Annotated in this window: 21 protein-coding genes; 17 read left to right on the forward strand and 4 right to left on the reverse strand. The window is 63.5% G+C overall.

Annotated elements, in window-relative coordinates; all coding sequences use genetic code 11:
* The first annotated feature begins 489 nt into the window (after window positions 1-489).
* The 16 genes from VFE82_RS03540 (at window position 490) to VFE82_RS03615 (ending at window position 11228) form a co-directional block, all read left to right on the forward strand.
* Window positions 490-1284 (forward strand): ornithine carbamoyltransferase, encoded by a 795-nt coding sequence (locus VFE82_RS03540; RefSeq protein WP_324998860.1) that lies wholly within the window; start codon window positions 490-492, stop codon window positions 1282-1284.
* A 1413-nt stretch (window positions 1285-2697) separates the two neighbouring features.
* Window positions 2698-3096 carry a hypothetical protein gene (locus VFE82_RS03545; protein WP_324998861.1) on the forward strand — a complete coding sequence of 133 codons (399 nt, stop codon included), beginning with the start codon at window positions 2698-2700 and terminating at the stop codon, window positions 3094-3096.
* Window positions 3096-3554, forward strand: coding sequence for a hypothetical protein (locus tag VFE82_RS03550; RefSeq protein ID WP_324998862.1), 459 nt, complete (start codon window positions 3096-3098; stop codon window positions 3552-3554). The genes VFE82_RS03545 and VFE82_RS03550 overlap by 1 nt, the downstream gene beginning before the upstream one ends.
* A gap of 120 nt (window positions 3555-3674) precedes the next feature.
* Window positions 3675-4079: a hypothetical protein gene (locus VFE82_RS03555; RefSeq protein WP_324998863.1), complete on the forward strand. Its 405-nt coding sequence runs from the start codon at window positions 3675-3677 to the stop codon at window positions 4077-4079.
* 118 nt (window positions 4080-4197) lie between these two features.
* Window positions 4198-4653 carry a hypothetical protein gene (locus VFE82_RS03560; RefSeq protein WP_324998864.1) on the forward strand — a complete coding sequence of 152 codons (456 nt, stop codon included), beginning with the start codon at window positions 4198-4200 and terminating at the stop codon, window positions 4651-4653.
* A 1076-nt stretch (window positions 4654-5729) separates the two neighbouring features.
* A complete protein-coding gene (locus VFE82_RS03565) occupies window positions 5730-6146 on the forward strand; it encodes a hypothetical protein (protein ID WP_324998865.1) in 417 nt (138 codons plus the stop codon).
* Window positions 6130-6570 carry an AAA family ATPase gene (locus VFE82_RS03570; protein WP_324998866.1) on the forward strand — a complete coding sequence of 147 codons (441 nt, stop codon included), beginning with the start codon at window positions 6130-6132 and terminating at the stop codon, window positions 6568-6570. Before VFE82_RS03565 ends, VFE82_RS03570 begins: the two co-directional genes overlap by 17 nt.
* Window positions 6552-6821 carry an AAA family ATPase gene (locus VFE82_RS03575; RefSeq protein ID WP_324998867.1) on the forward strand — a complete coding sequence of 90 codons (270 nt, stop codon included), beginning with the start codon at window positions 6552-6554 and terminating at the stop codon, window positions 6819-6821. The genes VFE82_RS03570 and VFE82_RS03575 overlap by 19 nt, the downstream gene beginning before the upstream one ends.
* Before the next feature lie 101 nt (window positions 6822-6922).
* Window positions 6923-7384 (forward strand): SRPBCC domain-containing protein, encoded by a 462-nt coding sequence (locus tag VFE82_RS03580; RefSeq protein ID WP_324998868.1) that lies wholly within the window; start codon window positions 6923-6925, stop codon window positions 7382-7384.
* 504 nt (window positions 7385-7888) lie between these two features.
* Window positions 7889-8287 (forward strand): RidA family protein, encoded by a 399-nt coding sequence (locus VFE82_RS03585; protein WP_324998869.1) that lies wholly within the window; start codon window positions 7889-7891, stop codon window positions 8285-8287.
* Window positions 8288-8398: 111 nt separating this feature from the next.
* Window positions 8399-8905: a GNAT family N-acetyltransferase gene (locus VFE82_RS03590; protein ID WP_324998870.1), complete on the forward strand. Its 507-nt coding sequence runs from the start codon at window positions 8399-8401 to the stop codon at window positions 8903-8905.
* 124 nt (window positions 8906-9029) lie between these two features.
* On the forward strand, window positions 9030-9518 hold the full coding sequence (locus VFE82_RS03595) for a GNAT family N-acetyltransferase (RefSeq protein WP_324998871.1): 489 nt from the start codon (window positions 9030-9032) through the stop codon (window positions 9516-9518).
* A 59-nt stretch (window positions 9519-9577) separates the two neighbouring features.
* Window positions 9578-9859 (forward strand): hypothetical protein, encoded by a 282-nt coding sequence (locus VFE82_RS03600; RefSeq protein WP_324998872.1) that lies wholly within the window; start codon window positions 9578-9580, stop codon window positions 9857-9859.
* A 172-nt stretch (window positions 9860-10031) separates the two neighbouring features.
* Window positions 10032-10403 carry a hypothetical protein gene (locus VFE82_RS03605; RefSeq protein WP_324998873.1) on the forward strand — a complete coding sequence of 124 codons (372 nt, stop codon included), beginning with the start codon at window positions 10032-10034 and terminating at the stop codon, window positions 10401-10403.
* A 58-nt stretch (window positions 10404-10461) separates the two neighbouring features.
* A complete protein-coding gene (locus VFE82_RS03610) occupies window positions 10462-10887 on the forward strand; it encodes a DUF1801 domain-containing protein (RefSeq protein ID WP_324998874.1) in 426 nt (141 codons plus the stop codon).
* A 104-nt stretch (window positions 10888-10991) separates the two neighbouring features.
* A complete protein-coding gene (locus tag VFE82_RS03615) occupies window positions 10992-11228 on the forward strand; it encodes a hypothetical protein (RefSeq protein WP_324998875.1) in 237 nt (78 codons plus the stop codon).
* A gap of 162 nt (window positions 11229-11390) precedes the next feature.
* Here the strand turns inward: VFE82_RS03615 and VFE82_RS03620 are convergent, their stop codons facing one another.
* From VFE82_RS03620 to VFE82_RS03635, 4 genes are all read right to left on the reverse strand, one after another.
* Window positions 11391-11993 (reverse strand): DUF1080 domain-containing protein, encoded by a 603-nt coding sequence (locus VFE82_RS03620; RefSeq protein ID WP_324998876.1) that lies wholly within the window; start codon window positions 11991-11993, stop codon window positions 11391-11393.
* A gap of 179 nt (window positions 11994-12172) precedes the next feature.
* Window positions 12173-13747: an L-aspartate oxidase gene (gene nadB / locus VFE82_RS03625; protein WP_324998877.1), complete on the reverse strand. Its 1575-nt coding sequence runs from the start codon at window positions 13745-13747 to the stop codon at window positions 12173-12175.
* Window positions 13748-13763: 16 nt separating this feature from the next.
* Window positions 13764-14561, reverse strand: coding sequence for a ScpA family protein (locus tag VFE82_RS03630; protein ID WP_324999897.1), 798 nt, complete (start codon window positions 14559-14561; stop codon window positions 13764-13766).
* A 58-nt stretch (window positions 14562-14619) separates the two neighbouring features.
* Window positions 14620-14847: a DUF3460 family protein gene (locus VFE82_RS03635; protein WP_324998878.1), complete on the reverse strand. Its 228-nt coding sequence runs from the start codon at window positions 14845-14847 to the stop codon at window positions 14620-14622.
* A 42-nt stretch (window positions 14848-14889) separates the two neighbouring features.
* Here VFE82_RS03635 and VFE82_RS03640 point away from each other — a divergent pair, with 42 nt between their 5' ends.
* A complete protein-coding gene (locus VFE82_RS03640) occupies window positions 14890-15384 on the forward strand; it encodes an outer membrane protein assembly factor BamE (RefSeq protein WP_324998879.1) in 495 nt (164 codons plus the stop codon).
* The last annotated feature ends 3 nt before the right edge of the window (window positions 15385-15387 follow it).

Raw genomic sequence — 15387 nt, forward strand, 5'->3', positions numbered from 1 at the left:
TGCCGGTCAACTCCAACGTTAGGAGGCATCATTCTCGGTATGCGACGCTATCCGCAACAGAACAACGATTTCCAAATGCGCCCGCTGTTTCGGCTGTTGGCGGCTCTAATCCTCGTGGCCCTTGCCCTTGTGTTCGGCAGCGATGTTGCCCAGCTTTCAGCGGCTGAATCGGTGGTGTTTTCTCCCGATCGGTGCAGTGGGAGGAGTGGGCTCATCTGTGAGATTGGCAATTGGATAGGTGGCGCAATTCCTGACCACATTCAACTTCCTCTCGAGATTGCTGCCCGAATAGTCGCGTCGTTATCGTTGGTCTACCTTGCATTGCGCATTCTGTGGCCCCTTTTGTTTCGTCGGTCATCATCTACCTAGGCGGGGACTTATCGTGCGAGCCGTTGGTGAAGGTACTCACAATGCCTCCTAACCCCTCCATCGAGGGGACAGTCGCCGGCAAGCCGGCGCCTGCCGCTAATGTCGAACGTTAGCCCTCAGATGAACGTTCTCCGTCTATCAGACCTCAATGCTGCCGACGTGCGCGCAATCTGGGGTCGCGTCGACAGTTCGACAGGGGCACTTGAAGGCACCGTGGCTTGGTCGTTTGACGGCAAGGGAATCCGCACCCGCACCACGTTCGTCCAAGCATTTCGTGAACTTGGCCTCTCTTTCACGGAGCTTCCGGACTTGCTCAAATCTGGAGAGCGGGTCTCAGACCTTGCTGGCTATCTAGATCCGTTCTATCGCCTGTATGTGATTCGTGAGCCAGATCATGGGCGACTGGCCGATTTCGCTGCCGCATCGAGCCGACCCGTAGTCAACGCGATGTCAAGCGAGGGGCATCCTTGCGAAGTCCTAACGGACGCGCATTTTATCGATTCGCGTCTTATGCCTATCGAGCGCGCCCGTATTTGCCTTTGGGGTCCACCCACCAACGTCCTACGCTCGTGGCATGAGCTAGCGGGTGTCCTCGGACTTTCAGTGCACCATGTGTGCGAGTCGCGCTTCCATGAAGCCAAGGACGGCGTTACGTTCACGGAGTCAGCTGACTTTTCCGCGGATGTTGTCATAACGGATGGTTGGCCGAGCGGGGTTGATGCTCCCGGTTCGTCGCTCACTGGCGCGCACCTTAAGCTGATGGGACACCCTAAGCTTTTGCCGACACCACCGTTTTCCATTGGACGCGAGCTCTCATTGGACCCGGTCACCTACCCTGGTTTTGTCGGTTACGAGCAGAAGAAGTTGCTTGTTCCAGTGCAGAAGGCCATCTTGTGCCATGCAGCTGACGGCTAACAAGTCGTTCGACACGGACACGCACCGGCAGGGCGCCGCGAAGCCTGCTGGCGAGCGTAGACCTCGCGGCGTCCTGCCGGTGCGCGCCGGTCAACTCCGACGTTAGAACTCATGAGAACGCTGACTGCCGTCTTCAAAGCCGCCGCGACTCCACAGCTGGCAAGTGCCTCACTGGCACTGGTCCTCGGCTTATGCATCTCTGCAGATTCCACCGCACAAGCGCAGCCCCAGGTTCCAGTGAGTTCTTTTATTCCTCTGGAATGCGAGCCCGAACTCAGAACTCGCATGAACGTGATCCACATGGGCTCGGCGTCAATCGTCATGCTCTATTTCGACGGGAAATGGTTGGACCTTCGTCAAGTCGGTCCGCCCCAGGGGGGCTCTTGGACGTTTCAGGACAAGACAGGGGAGGTGCGATGGTCAATGAGCCCGAGACAAGGCATGCTCGAGCGGAGCAGTGTTCCCCTTATGCGCTGTACGACACCCCTGCCGGTTGTGGTAATCATGAAGCCAAGTGCGCAAAGCCAATGAGCAGCCTCGCGCTTGAGAGGTCTAACAGGTCGTTCGGCACGGACACGCAGCGGCATTGCGCCGCAAGTGGTGTGGACGAGCCTACGCCGTGCGGCGCAATGCCGCCGCGTGCCGGTCAACTCGGACGTTAGGCCAAAAATGCCAAGCTACGTCTGGCGTTGTGGAGCTTGCAGCGCGCGCAATGAGGCGCAGCTGAATGTGTGCTCACGTTGCAGGTGCCCGGCACTTTCGTCGCTAAATCAGCAAAGCGCTTATCGTGCGGCGCTCGAAGGAACGGGCTCCCCGGTTCTGTCGGAGCAGCCCGCTGGGAAGCAGCAAAGCGCCTCTCGTGCCGCGCTTGAAGGTACGGGGCCCCCGCCTCTGGCGGAGCAGCCCGCCGTGATGCCCAAGAATCTTGCCGTGTGCCCTGGCCGCCTGACTAACACGTACTTCTGGAGTATCGTTGTCGCGGCAATTGGGCTTGCTTCGGGCTTGGCAACACTATTGGTTCCTGAGCTGCTTAAGGGCGCCACGTGCTCGGAAGCAAATAGTGCTGCTTGTTCCATGCTCTGGATCGCAGTGATCCCGCTGGGCATTGCGGGCGGCCTGGTGTGGCTCATCGCTAAGACGTTATCCTGGCCTCTCCTTGTTCCCTTAGCATGGCTGCTTCCTCACGGGGTCGCCTTTTGCGTGGCTTCATCTCTAGGTGGTGCTGCTTTGGGGGCAGTAATCGGTCATATGCGGGGCAAGCTAAAACGAGGAGCTCCCAATGAAGGCAGGCGCCCGGCCTAACAGGTCGTTCGACACGGACACGCAGCGGCATTGCGCCGCAAGCCGTGCTGGTGAGCTTACGCCTTACGGCGCAATGTTGTTGCGTGCCGGTCAACTTCGACGTTAGCGGCCATGAACGCCATACGAGCGACCATCCGCGCATGTGCGGCAACGCTGATCGCCCTTGTGCTCGCTGCGCTCACCGAACTTGCTGCGGGGGAACTGTTCGTTTGGTGGTACATGCGGGAACACGGGGTCGTCAATCGACTTGACCTGTCGGAGGATCATGGCTTCGGCATGGTTGCATTCTTCGTTGGCAGTCTCGTCCTCCTCGTCGCGCTACCGATTGCCGGAATCCTTAGCTGGAAACTCTCCGGCCGGATTCCTGCGATTGCGAGTCGAGATAAGACGCTACGCGATGGGTCGAAGTGGTCGCGTCGGAAAAACATGGCAGCTAACCCCTCCATCGAGCGGACGTGCAACCGGCTACGCCGGTCTCCCGCCGCTCATGTCGAACGTTATACGCTGTGATGAACGTGTTGCTCGCCGTCAGCGGCATCTGCCTGCTACTTGGTTGGCTTGGATTCGTCTTTCGCAAGCGGTGGCCCCGTACAGCGATATTCCTTTGTGGCGTGATGATCCTAGGACCAACCATTTGGATGATGGCTTCGATTCTGCTGCTCTGGGAACAAGGGGAAGCTTGGACGTTCAGTCGCGGCCTGGGCACCTTCGACGCGGCCTCGGCACCAACGGCCGCCAAACTGTCCTTCGCTTTTCACTTCGGACTTGGCTTATTCCTTCTGGCAACAAGCCTCCTTTTTCTTCTCTATCCGTTCAGTCAGAGAGCGAAGCGTGTTCGGTTTGCTGATGCCCCGAGTGGTCATCTTTCGACGAACACATCTTGGAGCATCAAGGGAGTACTCAGGCTGTTGATTGGTGGATTTGCGCTGTTCATTGCCACTCTTCTGTGGAGACGCTATGTCGGTTGAAACGCATAACTGGTCGTCCGAGACGGACACGCACCGGCAGCGCGCCGCAAGGCGTGTTGGCAAGCCTACGCCGTGTGGCGCACTCCCGGTGCATCCCGGTCAACTCCGACGTTAGACATCATGATCGGGCTGAATGGATGGCGACGTCTCGGTCTGGTACTCGCGGGGTTGTGGCTTGTGGGTTGCCTGGCGCTCGCGACAGTTGAATGGTCCGGAAAGCAAACTGGCGTGTTTGTCTATCGCACCTTGACAGCCGGGTCCACGATCGACGTCCTGAAGAACCAGGTTGTTCTTCCGGACGGCTCCGTGGCGAAGCTGACGCAGAATCTTGCGGGGCGCCAACCTTGGGAACTTGACTGGAAAAAGGAGCCAGAGGCCGCGCCGGTCCTCGTTCTGAACTGGCTCCGGATCTTAAAACTCGGGCTGTTTTTCCCCATCGCGGTGTGGCTGGCACTCGAAGGCATTGCATTGTGTGCACGGTGGGTGCTGAGGGGATTTCCAGCCGCGCGTAAGGAGGTGCGCTGATGCCTAACTGGTCGGTCGACTCGGACACGTTGCGGCAAGGGGCCGCACAGTGCCGTTGGACATCCTGCACCGTGCGGCCCCTTGCCGCAACGTGCCGGTCACCTTTACGTTAGCCCTCATGAGCCGCCGCATGTCACCCGAGCGCGAGCAAGAGTTGGACGAACTGCTCGCGTTTCTCGAGTTCCATCAGGTGCACCTCCGGAGGCGACGGAGTGGTCCGCCGCCAGAGTCCACACTCCGCGCGACCGTCGAACGTATCGCTGGAGAGTACGGGCGGTCCAAGGCGCTGGAAGGCACAAGACAGGCCGTAAATGACGTTCTGGAGGAACTTGCTGACTTAGCGCCGGAAAGCGTGAAGGTGGCGGACGAAGCGCTAGTCGCGGCTGGTCTCATCCCGCTTTCTGCGATGCGAAGGCGCTACGCCGCCAGCTACAGGAGAGTTCTTAAGCGCGGATCCATTAAGACCGAGACGGAGTACTACCTGGTTAATGGGCTAGTGGTGGATCAAGCCTCTGGCATCTCAGCAGACGACCGGGAGAAGTTGCAGGCTATGGTGAGCGCGTATGAGGGCTAACAGGTCGTTCGACACGGATGCGCACCGGCAGTGCGCCGCAAGGCGTGCAGACGAGCCTATGCCGTCCGGCGCACTGCCGGTGCGCGCCGGTCAACTCCGACGTTAGACCGCACTATGCGCATTCGACGAATTGCCACGGTCGTCGCGTTCCTTGTCGTTGGACTCGCGTGCGCAGCTTGGGCGTGGGGTCAGTACTCGAGCGCGAGCAACAATTTGGCAGTTCGTCGCGTATGCGAAGGAATTCCGGTCGGAGGCACGCTGGACGAAGCGCTTGCTCGCTTCAAGTCAATGGGCGAGCATCTTGTGCGGCACGAGGACGGCGGTCTCACGGTCGTTCGCGTACCTGGCCCGGCCGCGTGCCGCTGCAAGATCGTGTTTGGCGATGGGAGGGTCCGCAATGTTCTTGCGCTTTGTGAGCACTGACCGCTCTATCAAGGACGGGGTTGGTCCGGTGAGGTCTAACAGAACGGTCGACTGGGACACGTTGCGGCAAGGCGCCGCGAGGCGCCGTTCGATATCCTGCACCTCGCGGCGCCTTGCCGCAACGTGCCGGTCACCTCTACGTTAGAGCTCACTGTCAGTGCCGCGACACACAAGTCAAAGAACTTCGGCCGAAGCTGGGTCTGACGAAGGCGAGACGCTGGTGCTGAGGCTCTGTGCCGCATTCATCGCTGCACCGATCTTCGAAGTTTCCCTTCTCATTACCCTGGTTCTTCTACTGGGGCGCAGGGGAGCCCGTGAGTTCCTGTCTGAGGTTCCGTTGTGGACTCATGCGGCGTACATGGGCGTCGCAGCCGCCATCGGATTTGCCTTCGGCTTCAGAGGCCTCATTTGGTTGTTGGGACATCTCTTCGTGACGCATAGAGGAAACGAACGGAACCTGTTCGTGACTGTGGCAGCTTGGTCGCTGTACGCTGCCGTTCTATGTGCGGCATACGTGGCGTGGCGCCGGTGAGCTCTCACAGGTCGTTCGACGCGGAGGCGCACCGGCATTGCGCCGCAAGCCATGCGCGGAAGCCTACGTCTTGCGGCGCAATGCCGGTGCGTGCCGGTCAACTCCAACGTTAGGTCTCAGAATGAACAGTCTCAATGTTCGGCGGCTGTCGGCGGCGTACTTAGCGCTCTGCGCGACTCTCACTGTGTTGTTGGTCGTCGAGTTCGGTTTTCTTGACGACCCTCGCGACCCTTATGCGGCTCTGATGATTGTCGCGATCGCCACCGTGGTACTGGTTCCTGTGTATGGGCTCGCAACCGGGCGTGCCTTTGGGCCGAGGTGGGTGTGGTGGGGTCTTCTCGTTCTCGGGTACGTCGCGCTGGTGCTGGGACTCGTCGGTCTCGCCGGATTCATCTCAAGAGGCGAGAGCGCATCGCTGCTGGACCGCACCATCGGCCTGGTTGGACTGCTTGTGAATGCTGCGTATCTCGTGGCGCTACACGCATACTTAAGAGGGTTGTCCACGTCAATTCAGGTGAGAGATGCAGCTGAGACTTAACAAGTCGTTCGCCGCGGACACGCACCGGCAGGGCGCCGCAAGGCGTGTGGACAAGCCTACGCCCTGCGGTGCCCTGCCGGTCCGTGGCGGTCAACTTCGACGTGCGGCGCCAGGAGAGAATCGCGTGCTGCTTCGTTCGAATTTCTATGTGATCACCGGTGCATCTGGAGGCGGAAAGTCCACTCTTGTGGCGGCGCTGAGCGAGCTCGGTTACTCCACCGTCCACGAAGCGGCACTTGCGGTCCTCCGAGAGCAACAAGAATGCGGAGGTACCGCTCTCCCTTCGGTTGATCGAGCGGCATTCTTCGAAGAAGTCCTGACAAGGAACATTAGCAACCATCAAGCCGCTCAGACGATGAGGGCCCAGTCTTCTTCGATCGCGGCATACCAGAATGCCTCGCTTGGTTGCAGCTGTCGGGCCTAAAGCTGGAAGCTCGTCATTTGGCGGCTGCAATGCAGTACCGCTACGCTTCTACAGTGTTTGTGGCGGAGCCTTGGCCCCAAATCTATGTACAAGACGCAGAGCGCCATGCCAGCTTCGAACGAGCAGTGCGCTCCTACCAGCCGACCGTGGCAGCGTATGAAGAGGCTGGCTACAAGATCTGCCTTCTTCCAAAGGCATCAGTGCAAGAGCGGGTGGCCTTCATCCTCGAGAGGGTGGAAACTGGCGCCTAACCCTTCCACTGAGAGGACGCTGCCCGGCAAGCCGGTCAGCGCCTCTCATCTCAGACGTTAGGCCGCCCGAAGCAGACAATTCTGCACATTCGGAGTTCCGCATGTCATCGAAAAAGCAAATTCAGTTCGCCATCACGATCAATGCGCCTGTTTCGACGGTTTGGCGCCTAATGATCAGCCCTGAAAGCTACAAGCACTGGGCCGCCGCTTTCGCGGAGGGCACTTACTTTGAAGGCTCGTGGGAGCAGGGAACAAAGATCAAGTTTCTCTCCCCTCCTGCCGGCGACGGCATGCTCTCAGAGATCGCTCAGAACCGGAGGGATGAGTTCATCTCTATCCGGCACCTGGGTTTCATCTCCAACGGAGTCGAGGACACCAGAAGCGAATCCGTCCTTGCCTGGGCACCCGCTTACGAGAACTACACCTTCATCAGTGTTCCCGAAGGCACGAAGTTGTTGATCGAACTGGATGTGCCTGGTGAATGGGTCGAGTACATGAATGAGGCTTGGCCAAAGGCGCTGATGTCACTGAAGCAGCTGAGCGAGGCCGAGCGTGCGGCCTAACCCTTCCATCGAGAGGACGTTCCCGGGCAAGCGGGTCATGCCACTCATGTCAAACGTTAGACCGTAGGGGATTTTGCGCTATCACGACGGCTCTCCAGTCGCGCTGGGCGACGTTGTGCACGTTCCAGTCCCGAGTGGAACCGCTCGGGCTCGTGTGGTAATGCTCGGGGACACGTACGAGCACTTAAGCCTTGATCAGGGATTCTTGTCGTGGGTGGAAACCGACAGAGTTCTTCGGCGGGGCGCCATCGTGATCCAATGGCTTGGCGAAAACCCGTTCGCGCACGATGATCCCCGTTATGCGCCAGTGGGGAACTACATGTTCACTGACGTCGATGAGTTCGTCGTTTGTGCAACTGTGGCCTAACAGAATGGCCGGCTCGGACACATTGCGGCAAGGGGCCGCATGGCGCCGTTGGAAATCGTGCACCGTGCGGCCCCTCCCTGCAACGTGCCGGTCACCTTGACGATAGGCATCACGTCGTACGCTGGAACATCCGATCGATGAATGAAGCCGAAGTCACTGCCGGCCTTGCTGCGACTCCCCAGTACCAATATGCGCAGCGGATCGGCGACCAATTGTTCGTTGCGGGCCAAGTGCCTCACGACGCGGTTGGGAACATCGTTGCGCACGGCGATCCGCAAGCCCAAACGACTCAATGCCTGTTGAATCTGCGCACAGTCTTGGGAGTTCACGGGTTCACCACCACCGATGTCAGGCGACTGGTCGTCTATGTTGTCGGGGAACAAGCGGCCCTCTCGGCAGCCTGGGGTGCGGTGACGGAGTTTTTCAGCGGGAGAGTCCCGCCTGCGACCCTGCTTGGGGTCGCAAGGCTTGGCTACGATGGCCAGCTGGTTGAGGTTGACGCCACAGTGCTAAAGACCACGCAAGGGGATGCCTAAGAAGTCGTTCAACACCGACACGTACCGGCAGGGCGCCGCAAGGCGTGCTGGTGAGCTGACGCCTCGCGGCGCCCAGCCGGTACGCGCCGGTCAACTCCGACCTTGGCTTGCATGAAAGTCCGAGCAGCATCTCTCGATGATTGCCGCGCAGTGGCAGATGTTCACGTCGCATCGTGGCAGGCGGCGTACGCCGGCATCCTGGATCCGGCGTTTCTGGGCGGTCTGTCCATCGATCGGCGCGAGCAATCGTGGCGGCAGATTCTGGCCGAAGGAAACTCTGAGCTGCTCGTCGGGCTTGAAGGGGCTTGCACTGTTGGCTTCGCGTCGCTGGGGGCTTCGCGTGACGCGGATGCGCTGCCGGGATGCGGCGAGCTCATGGCCTTGTACGTGCATCCGCGCTCATGGACGACGGGGGTCGGCCGCGAACTGTGGCTTGCCGCTCGCAATCGCCTGGAGCAGCAGGGGTTCTCGTCCGTCACGTTATGGGTGCTGGAACGCAACCTTCGAGCGATCGGCTTCTACTCCGCCGCCGGCTTCACCATGGACGCCGGGTCGGTGAAGGACATCGACGTCGCGGGAACGACGCTCCGCGAGGTGAGGATGGTGCGTGCAAGCTAACAGGTTGTTCAACGCGGCCCCCCAGCGGCATTGCGCGGCAATCGATGCGGGGGAACAAGCGTCTCGCGGGGCAAACGCGCTTCCCGCCGCCAACTCCAACGTTAGCCAGTAAGAGAGTGTGCAGATGCTGACCAGATTGGCGCGTGTCGAAGATCTCCCGGTCGTGCAGCGTCTCTACAGGGAGCTGCGACCGGATGATCCGGAACCGTCGGCCGACGAAGCCGCAAGGCGCTGGAGTGCGCTGCTCGGCCAGCAGACGGTGAAGCTCATCGTGGCGGAGCATGGCGATCAACTCGCATCGACCTGCATGCTGGCCTTGATTCCGAACTTTGCGAGCGGCGGCCGCCCAATCGGATTGATCGAGCACGTTGTCACGCTTTCGACGCTCCGAGGTCAAGGCTTTGCTGGCGCGGTGTTGCGCCACGCGTTGCATCTCGCCTGGTCGGACGATTGCTGCAAGGTGGTCCTGCTGTCTGGTGCTCAGCGCGTCGACGCACATCGGCTGTACGAGTCTCTCGGCTTTCGAGGCAACATCGAGCGTGGGTTTGTCGTGAAGCCTGAATGGTCCGACAGTATCTTGAACGGCGGCGTCGCTGACGCCACGCCGCCGTGATCCCCATTGTCAGACCGCAAGATGAAGCTGCTGCCTGACGTGAACGTGATACCGAGAACATGGCAGAAACCGAACCACTCATGATCGATTGCGGCCCACACGGCAAGCGCGTGTCGGCCGTGGTGTGTCAGCACCTCATCGGCCCCAGCGCACGGCCTGTTGGCTTCGTGGAGAACTGCGACGATCCACACGATCTCCAGGCTTGGTGTCATGCATGCGAGGAGACGTTCCAGCGGGAGGAGGGAATGAGCGAGGCCTTCCGCGCGTTCAATGGCATGACGCTCGTCTGCGTCGTCTGCTACGCCGATGCCAAAGCTCGCCATTCGCTGCAAGGCCACTGATCCAGGTTCACCGGCGGCGGCTCGGCAACACGCTGTTCTGGCGGGTCCGAGGGGCCGGTGCCCGCGTGTAGGATGTCATGCCGTCGGTGCCACGGGCGCAGCGCCTTGTGACGTGGCGCCGCTCGCCGTCGGCCCATGTGCCCGCTGCTGCCCCGGAATCCAGATCACCTTCATGTCGAATTCCTCCCTGCCGCTGGCATGGTCTGACACCGTCGCGTTCTACAGCTCCGCGGTCCGGGAGAACGGGCCGTCGCTGCAACCGATGGCGACACTGGTGGAATTCCTCGCCGCGTCGCGCTACGCGCGGTCGCTCTTCCCCCGCATCGCGGGCGACGCGCTCTTCATCGGGCGAACGCCGGGTGTTGTCGCAGGGCAGGGCGAGCTCCAGATCCGTCTGGACGCGGCCCGCCAGCAACTGCGGTTCACGCACGTGCAGCGTGTCGACGAGGTCGAGCCCTGGTCGCGCGAGTGCGCGGCCCACGAGGGGTGCTTCGTGCTCGAACGCCTGCTGCACCGGCGCCTGCAGTGGTTCCACGAGGGATGACGCCCGAACCTGAACGCAAGGCCGCGCAGGCGGGCTGCCGCAACCCCCAGGAGTGACCATGACCACTTCGGATTCCACCCCCGATCAGCCGGCCTCGGCCGTCATCGACCAGGCGATCGCGCAGCTCGCGGACTGGCGCGGGCGGGCATTGGACAGGATGCGTCGGCTCATCCGGCAGGCGGAGCCGGCCATCGTGGAGGAATGGAAGTGGGGCGTCCCGGTGTGGTCGCACGGCGGCATCGTCTGCACCGGCGAGACGTACAAGGCCAAGGTGAAGCTGACCTTCCCCAAGGGGGCGTCACTGCCCGACCCGGCGGGTCTCTTCAATGCCAGCCTGGATGGCAACACGCGCCGCGCGATCGACCTGCACGACGGCGTGGAGATCGACGGGGAGGCATTCCAGGCGCTGGTCCGTGCTGCCGTCGCGGCCAACGCCGCGGGTGCCAAGGGCAAGCCGAAGCGCGCCAGGCCGGCTGCCGAATGACGCCGCGGGCGCGCAAGGTGGACCAGTCCCGGGAAGGTGAACAAGTGCTGAGCAAGATGACGATGAACCAATGGAGGGCGGCCCGATTCGCCAGGAGCGAACCGATGCAACAGATCCGGACCGCGGGGCTGGTCCCGCGTGGCGGGCTGGTCGTTCTCGCCTTGCTGGCGGCGCTGCAGGGTTGTTCGTCGCAGCAGCTGTACGAGGCCGGGCGGGGGTGGCAGCGCGACGCGTGCAACAAGCTCCAGGACGCCCAGGAGCGCGCCCGTTGCATGCAAAGCGCGGACACCCCGCACGAGCAGTACCAGCGCGAATCGCAGACGGTGCGTGAGCGCAGGTAGGCGCGGGGCCGGGCGTCCGGCCATGCGCGACGGGTGACCAGCGCCGCGGTGCCCGGCAGTTCGTCCTGGCCGGCAACGCGGTCAACTGGATGGACAAGCAGGGCCGCTGCCGCCGCGTCGGCCGACGGCCACGCGCTCGCCGGCCGGGCCCGGCCGGCCCCGTCAGAGCGGCCTGATCTCGACCTTCCGGAACTTCACGGTGCCGCGTGCCCATTGCAGGGCCAGCGGGCCGCTGGCCAGCTTGGTGTTGCGGACATCCACGGTCTTCTCGCCATTGAGCACCAGCACCAGGTGGTCGCCCTGCATGGTGATCTCGTAGGTGTTCCACTTGCCGCCGGCGCGCGGCGCGGGCTGTCGCACCGGCGCGACCTTCACCAGCGCGCCGGTGGCGTAGGTGGGGTCGGGCCGCTGGTCGAAGATGTTGGCCTCGTAGCAGTTCTCGTCGGTGATCTGCGCGGGGTTCTGGCAGCGCAGGTACAGGCCGCTGTTGGCGTCGTCGCTCGCCCAGAACTCGGCCCGCACCATGAAGTCCTTGTACGGCACCCGCGTCACGAGGTAGGACGCTTCCTTGCCGCCCCGCGTGGCCTGCAGGACGCCGTCCACCATCGCCCAGTCCGCCTGGCCGACCTGGTTGAAGTTCTCCAGGCCCCTCCCGTCGCCCACCAGCGTGGTCCAGCCCGCCGAGCCGCCCAGCGACGTGCAGCCTGCCAGGGCGGCAACCGCTGCACCGAGCGCCAGGCGCCGGGTCCATTGCAATGTGATCATCTTCCGCTCCTCGTGTTGTGGGAGCGCCGATGCTAGGCGGCGGGGTCGCGGTCGCCGTACAGGGCGGACCCTGAGTGGCGCCGTTGCCACGCCGTGGGCGGGTGCCTGCGCGGAAGACCGTTGGCGAGTTCCCGGACCGCCACAGCCTGACGATCCGTCCCAGGCCCGCGCGGCCCGCCTCAGGACGCGGGCACCAGGGTGGTGGGTTTCGGGTCTGGCGCCAGGGCCGGGTAGTCGCGGCTGAAGTGCAATCCGCGGCTCTCGCGCCGGGCCTGCGCCGACCGCACGATCAGGTCGGCGACGGTCACCAGGTTGCGCAGCTCCAGCAGGTCGCGGCTGACGTGGAAGTTCGCGTAGAACTCCTGGATCTCGCCCTGCAGCAGCCGGATGCGGTGCGCCGCGCGCTCCAGGCGCTTGTTGGTGCGCACGATGCCGACGTAGTCCCACATGAAGCGGCGCAGCTCGTCCCAGTTGTGCGAGATCACCACCGCCTCGTCGGCGTCGGTGACCTGGCTCTCGTCCCAGGCCGGAAGCTCCGGCGCCGCGGGCAGGGGGTTGCCGAGGATGTCGCGCGAGGCGGCCCGGGCGAACACCATGCATTCGACCAGCGAGTTGCTGGCCAGCCGGTTGGCGCCGTGCAGGCCGGTATACGCCGTCTCGCCGATGGCGTGCAGGCCGGGCAGGTCGGTGCGGCCGGCCAGGTCGGTGTGGATGCCGCCGCAGGTGTAGTGCGCGGCCGGCACCACCGGGATCGGCTGGCGGGTGATGTCGATCCCAAGTTCCAGGCAGCGCGCGTGGATGTTCGGGAAGTGCTCGCGGATGAAGCCGGCCGGCTGGTGCGAGATGTCCAGGTACACGCAGTCGAGGCCGTGCTTCTTCATCTCGAAGTCGATCGCCCGGGCGACCACGTCGCGCGGCGCCAGCTCGGCCCGCGGGTCGTGCTGCGGCATGAAGCGGGTGCCGTCGGGCAGCAGCAGCCGGCCGCCTTCGCCGCGCACCGCCTCGGTGATCAGGAAGCTCTTGACCAGCGGGTGGTACAGGCAGGTCGGGTGGAACTGGATGAACTCCATGTTCGTCACCCGGCAGCCCGCGCGCCAGGCGGCGGCGATGCCGTCGCCCGTCGCGGTGTCGGGGTTCGTGGTGTAGAGGTAGACCTTGCCGGCACCGCCGGTCGCCAGGATGGTCTGCGCCGCACGGAAGGTGACGACCTCGTCCGTTTCCTCATCGAGCGCGTACAGGCCGAGGCAGCGCTGCGGCTGGTCGCCCAGGCGGCGGCTGGTGATCAGGTCGACCAGCGTGTGGTGCTCGAACAGCTGCACGTTGGGCGTGCGCCGCACGTGCTCGATCATCGTCTGCTGCACGGCCGCGCCGGTGGCGTCGGTCACGTGCACGATGCGGCGCGCGCTGTGGCCGCCCTCGCGGGTGAGGTGCAGGTCGCCGTGCTCCAGCGTGAAGGGAACGCCCAGCTGGCGGAGCCAGTCGATGGTCTCGGGGGCGTGCTCGACCACGAAGCGCGTCGCGGTGGGGTCGGACAAGCCGGCGCCCGCGACGAGCGTGTCGTCCACGTGCGACTCGAAGCTGTCGCTGCGGTCCATGACGGCCGCGATGCCGCCCTGGGCCCAGCCGCTGGACCCATCGGCCATGGATCGCTTGGTAATCACCGCAACGCGGTGTGTCGCGGCCAGGTGCAGTGCGGCGGACAGGCCGGCCAGGCCGCTGCCCACGATGAGGACGTCGAAGTCGAGGGAGGGCATGTCGGTCGGTGGTGGCTCAGGCCGGCTGGTAGGCCAGCCGCACGTAGATGGGCGCGAACGCTTCGGCCTGCGTCACCTCGATCAGCGTTTCCTTGGCCAGCTCCAGCATCGCGATGAAGGTGACGATGAGCACGGGGACGCCGCGGCTGGTGTCGAACAGGTTCTCGAACTCGATGAACTTGCGGCCCTGCAGCTTGCGCAGCACGATGCTCATGTGCTCGCGCACGGACAGCTCCTCGCGCGTGATCTTGTGGTGCTGCACGAGCTTGGCACGCTTGAGGATGTCGCGCCAGGCTTCCTGCAGGTCGACCACGTGGACCTCGGGAAAGCGCGGCTGCAGCGACTGCTCGATGTAGACCTGGGCGCGCAACACGTCGCGGCCCATCTGCGGCACCGCGTTCAGGCGGGCGGCCGCCAGCTTCATCTGCTCGTACTCGAGCAGGCGGCGCACCAGCTCGGCGCGCGGGTCCTCGGCTTCCTCGCCCTCGGCCGTCTTCTTGGGCGGCAGCAGCATGCGCGACTTGATCTCGATGAGCATGGCCGCCATCAGCAGGTACTCGGCCGCCAGCTCCAGGTTGCGGCTGCGGATCTCGTCGACGTACTGCAGGTACTGGCGGGTCACCGCCGCCATCGGGATGTCGAGGATGTTGAAGTTCTGCTTGCGGATGAGGTAGAGCAGCAGGTCCAGCGGGCCCTCGAAGGCCTCCAGGAAGATCTCCAGCGCATCCGGCGGGATGTACAGGTCGGTCGGCATGGCGAACAGCGGTTCGCCATACAGCCGGGCCAGGGCGACCTGGTCGACCACGTCGGGCATCCCCGCCGCCTCGGACGGGGAGGGCGCCGGCAGCGTGGTCTCGTTGTCGCCGTCCACGTCAGTCTTCGCTGCCGCCGCCGCTGCCGTAGACGTAGGGCTTCTGCGGCACGCGGGCCTGCTTCCATTCGCCCATCGCCTCGCGGTCCAGGTGCTTGTCCCACCAGAGCGCGCGGCCGGCGCGCTGCTGCGCCTCGATGTCCGGACGCTGCGCCTTCAGCTGGTCGATGAACTGCGTGATGTCGGATTTGTAATCCGGGCGGCGGAAGATGCGGAGCAACTTGGACATAGACTCGATCGGGTGAGCCGGCAATTTTACTCAGGGTGGTCGATGCGACTCGTCAGTGGTGTCCTGGCCGTTCTGGCCGCGTTGGCCGGATGCGACCAGCGGCGCATCAGCCAGCTGGAAGAGGGGGTCTCGACCGAGGCCGATGTCCGCGCCCAGTTCGGCCAGCCGGAGAACGTCTGGGACGAGCCGGACGGCACCCGCACCCTCGAATACAACCGCAATCCCCAGGGCCACCAGAACTACATGGTCAGCATCGGCCCGGCCGGCAAGATGACCGCGCTGCGGCAGGTGCTCAACCCGGTCACGTTCGCGCGGGTGCAGCCCGGCATGCCGATGGAGCAGGTGCGCCGCATGCTGGGCAAGCCGGCCAAGCGCACGCCTTATCCGCTCAAGGGCGAGGAAGCCTGGGACTGGCGCTTCATGCAGCCGCCCAACACCTCGATGTACTTCACCGTCTGGTTCGACCGCGACCTGCACGTGCTGCGCTCCTCCACCGGGCCGGACACCGATTCGCCGGAGATCAAGGGCGGCAAGTAGCGT

Origin of the sequence: Ramlibacter sp., from assembly GCF_035655895.1 — a bacterium.
Classification (GTDB): domain Bacteria; phylum Pseudomonadota; class Gammaproteobacteria; order Burkholderiales; family Burkholderiaceae_C; genus Ramlibacter.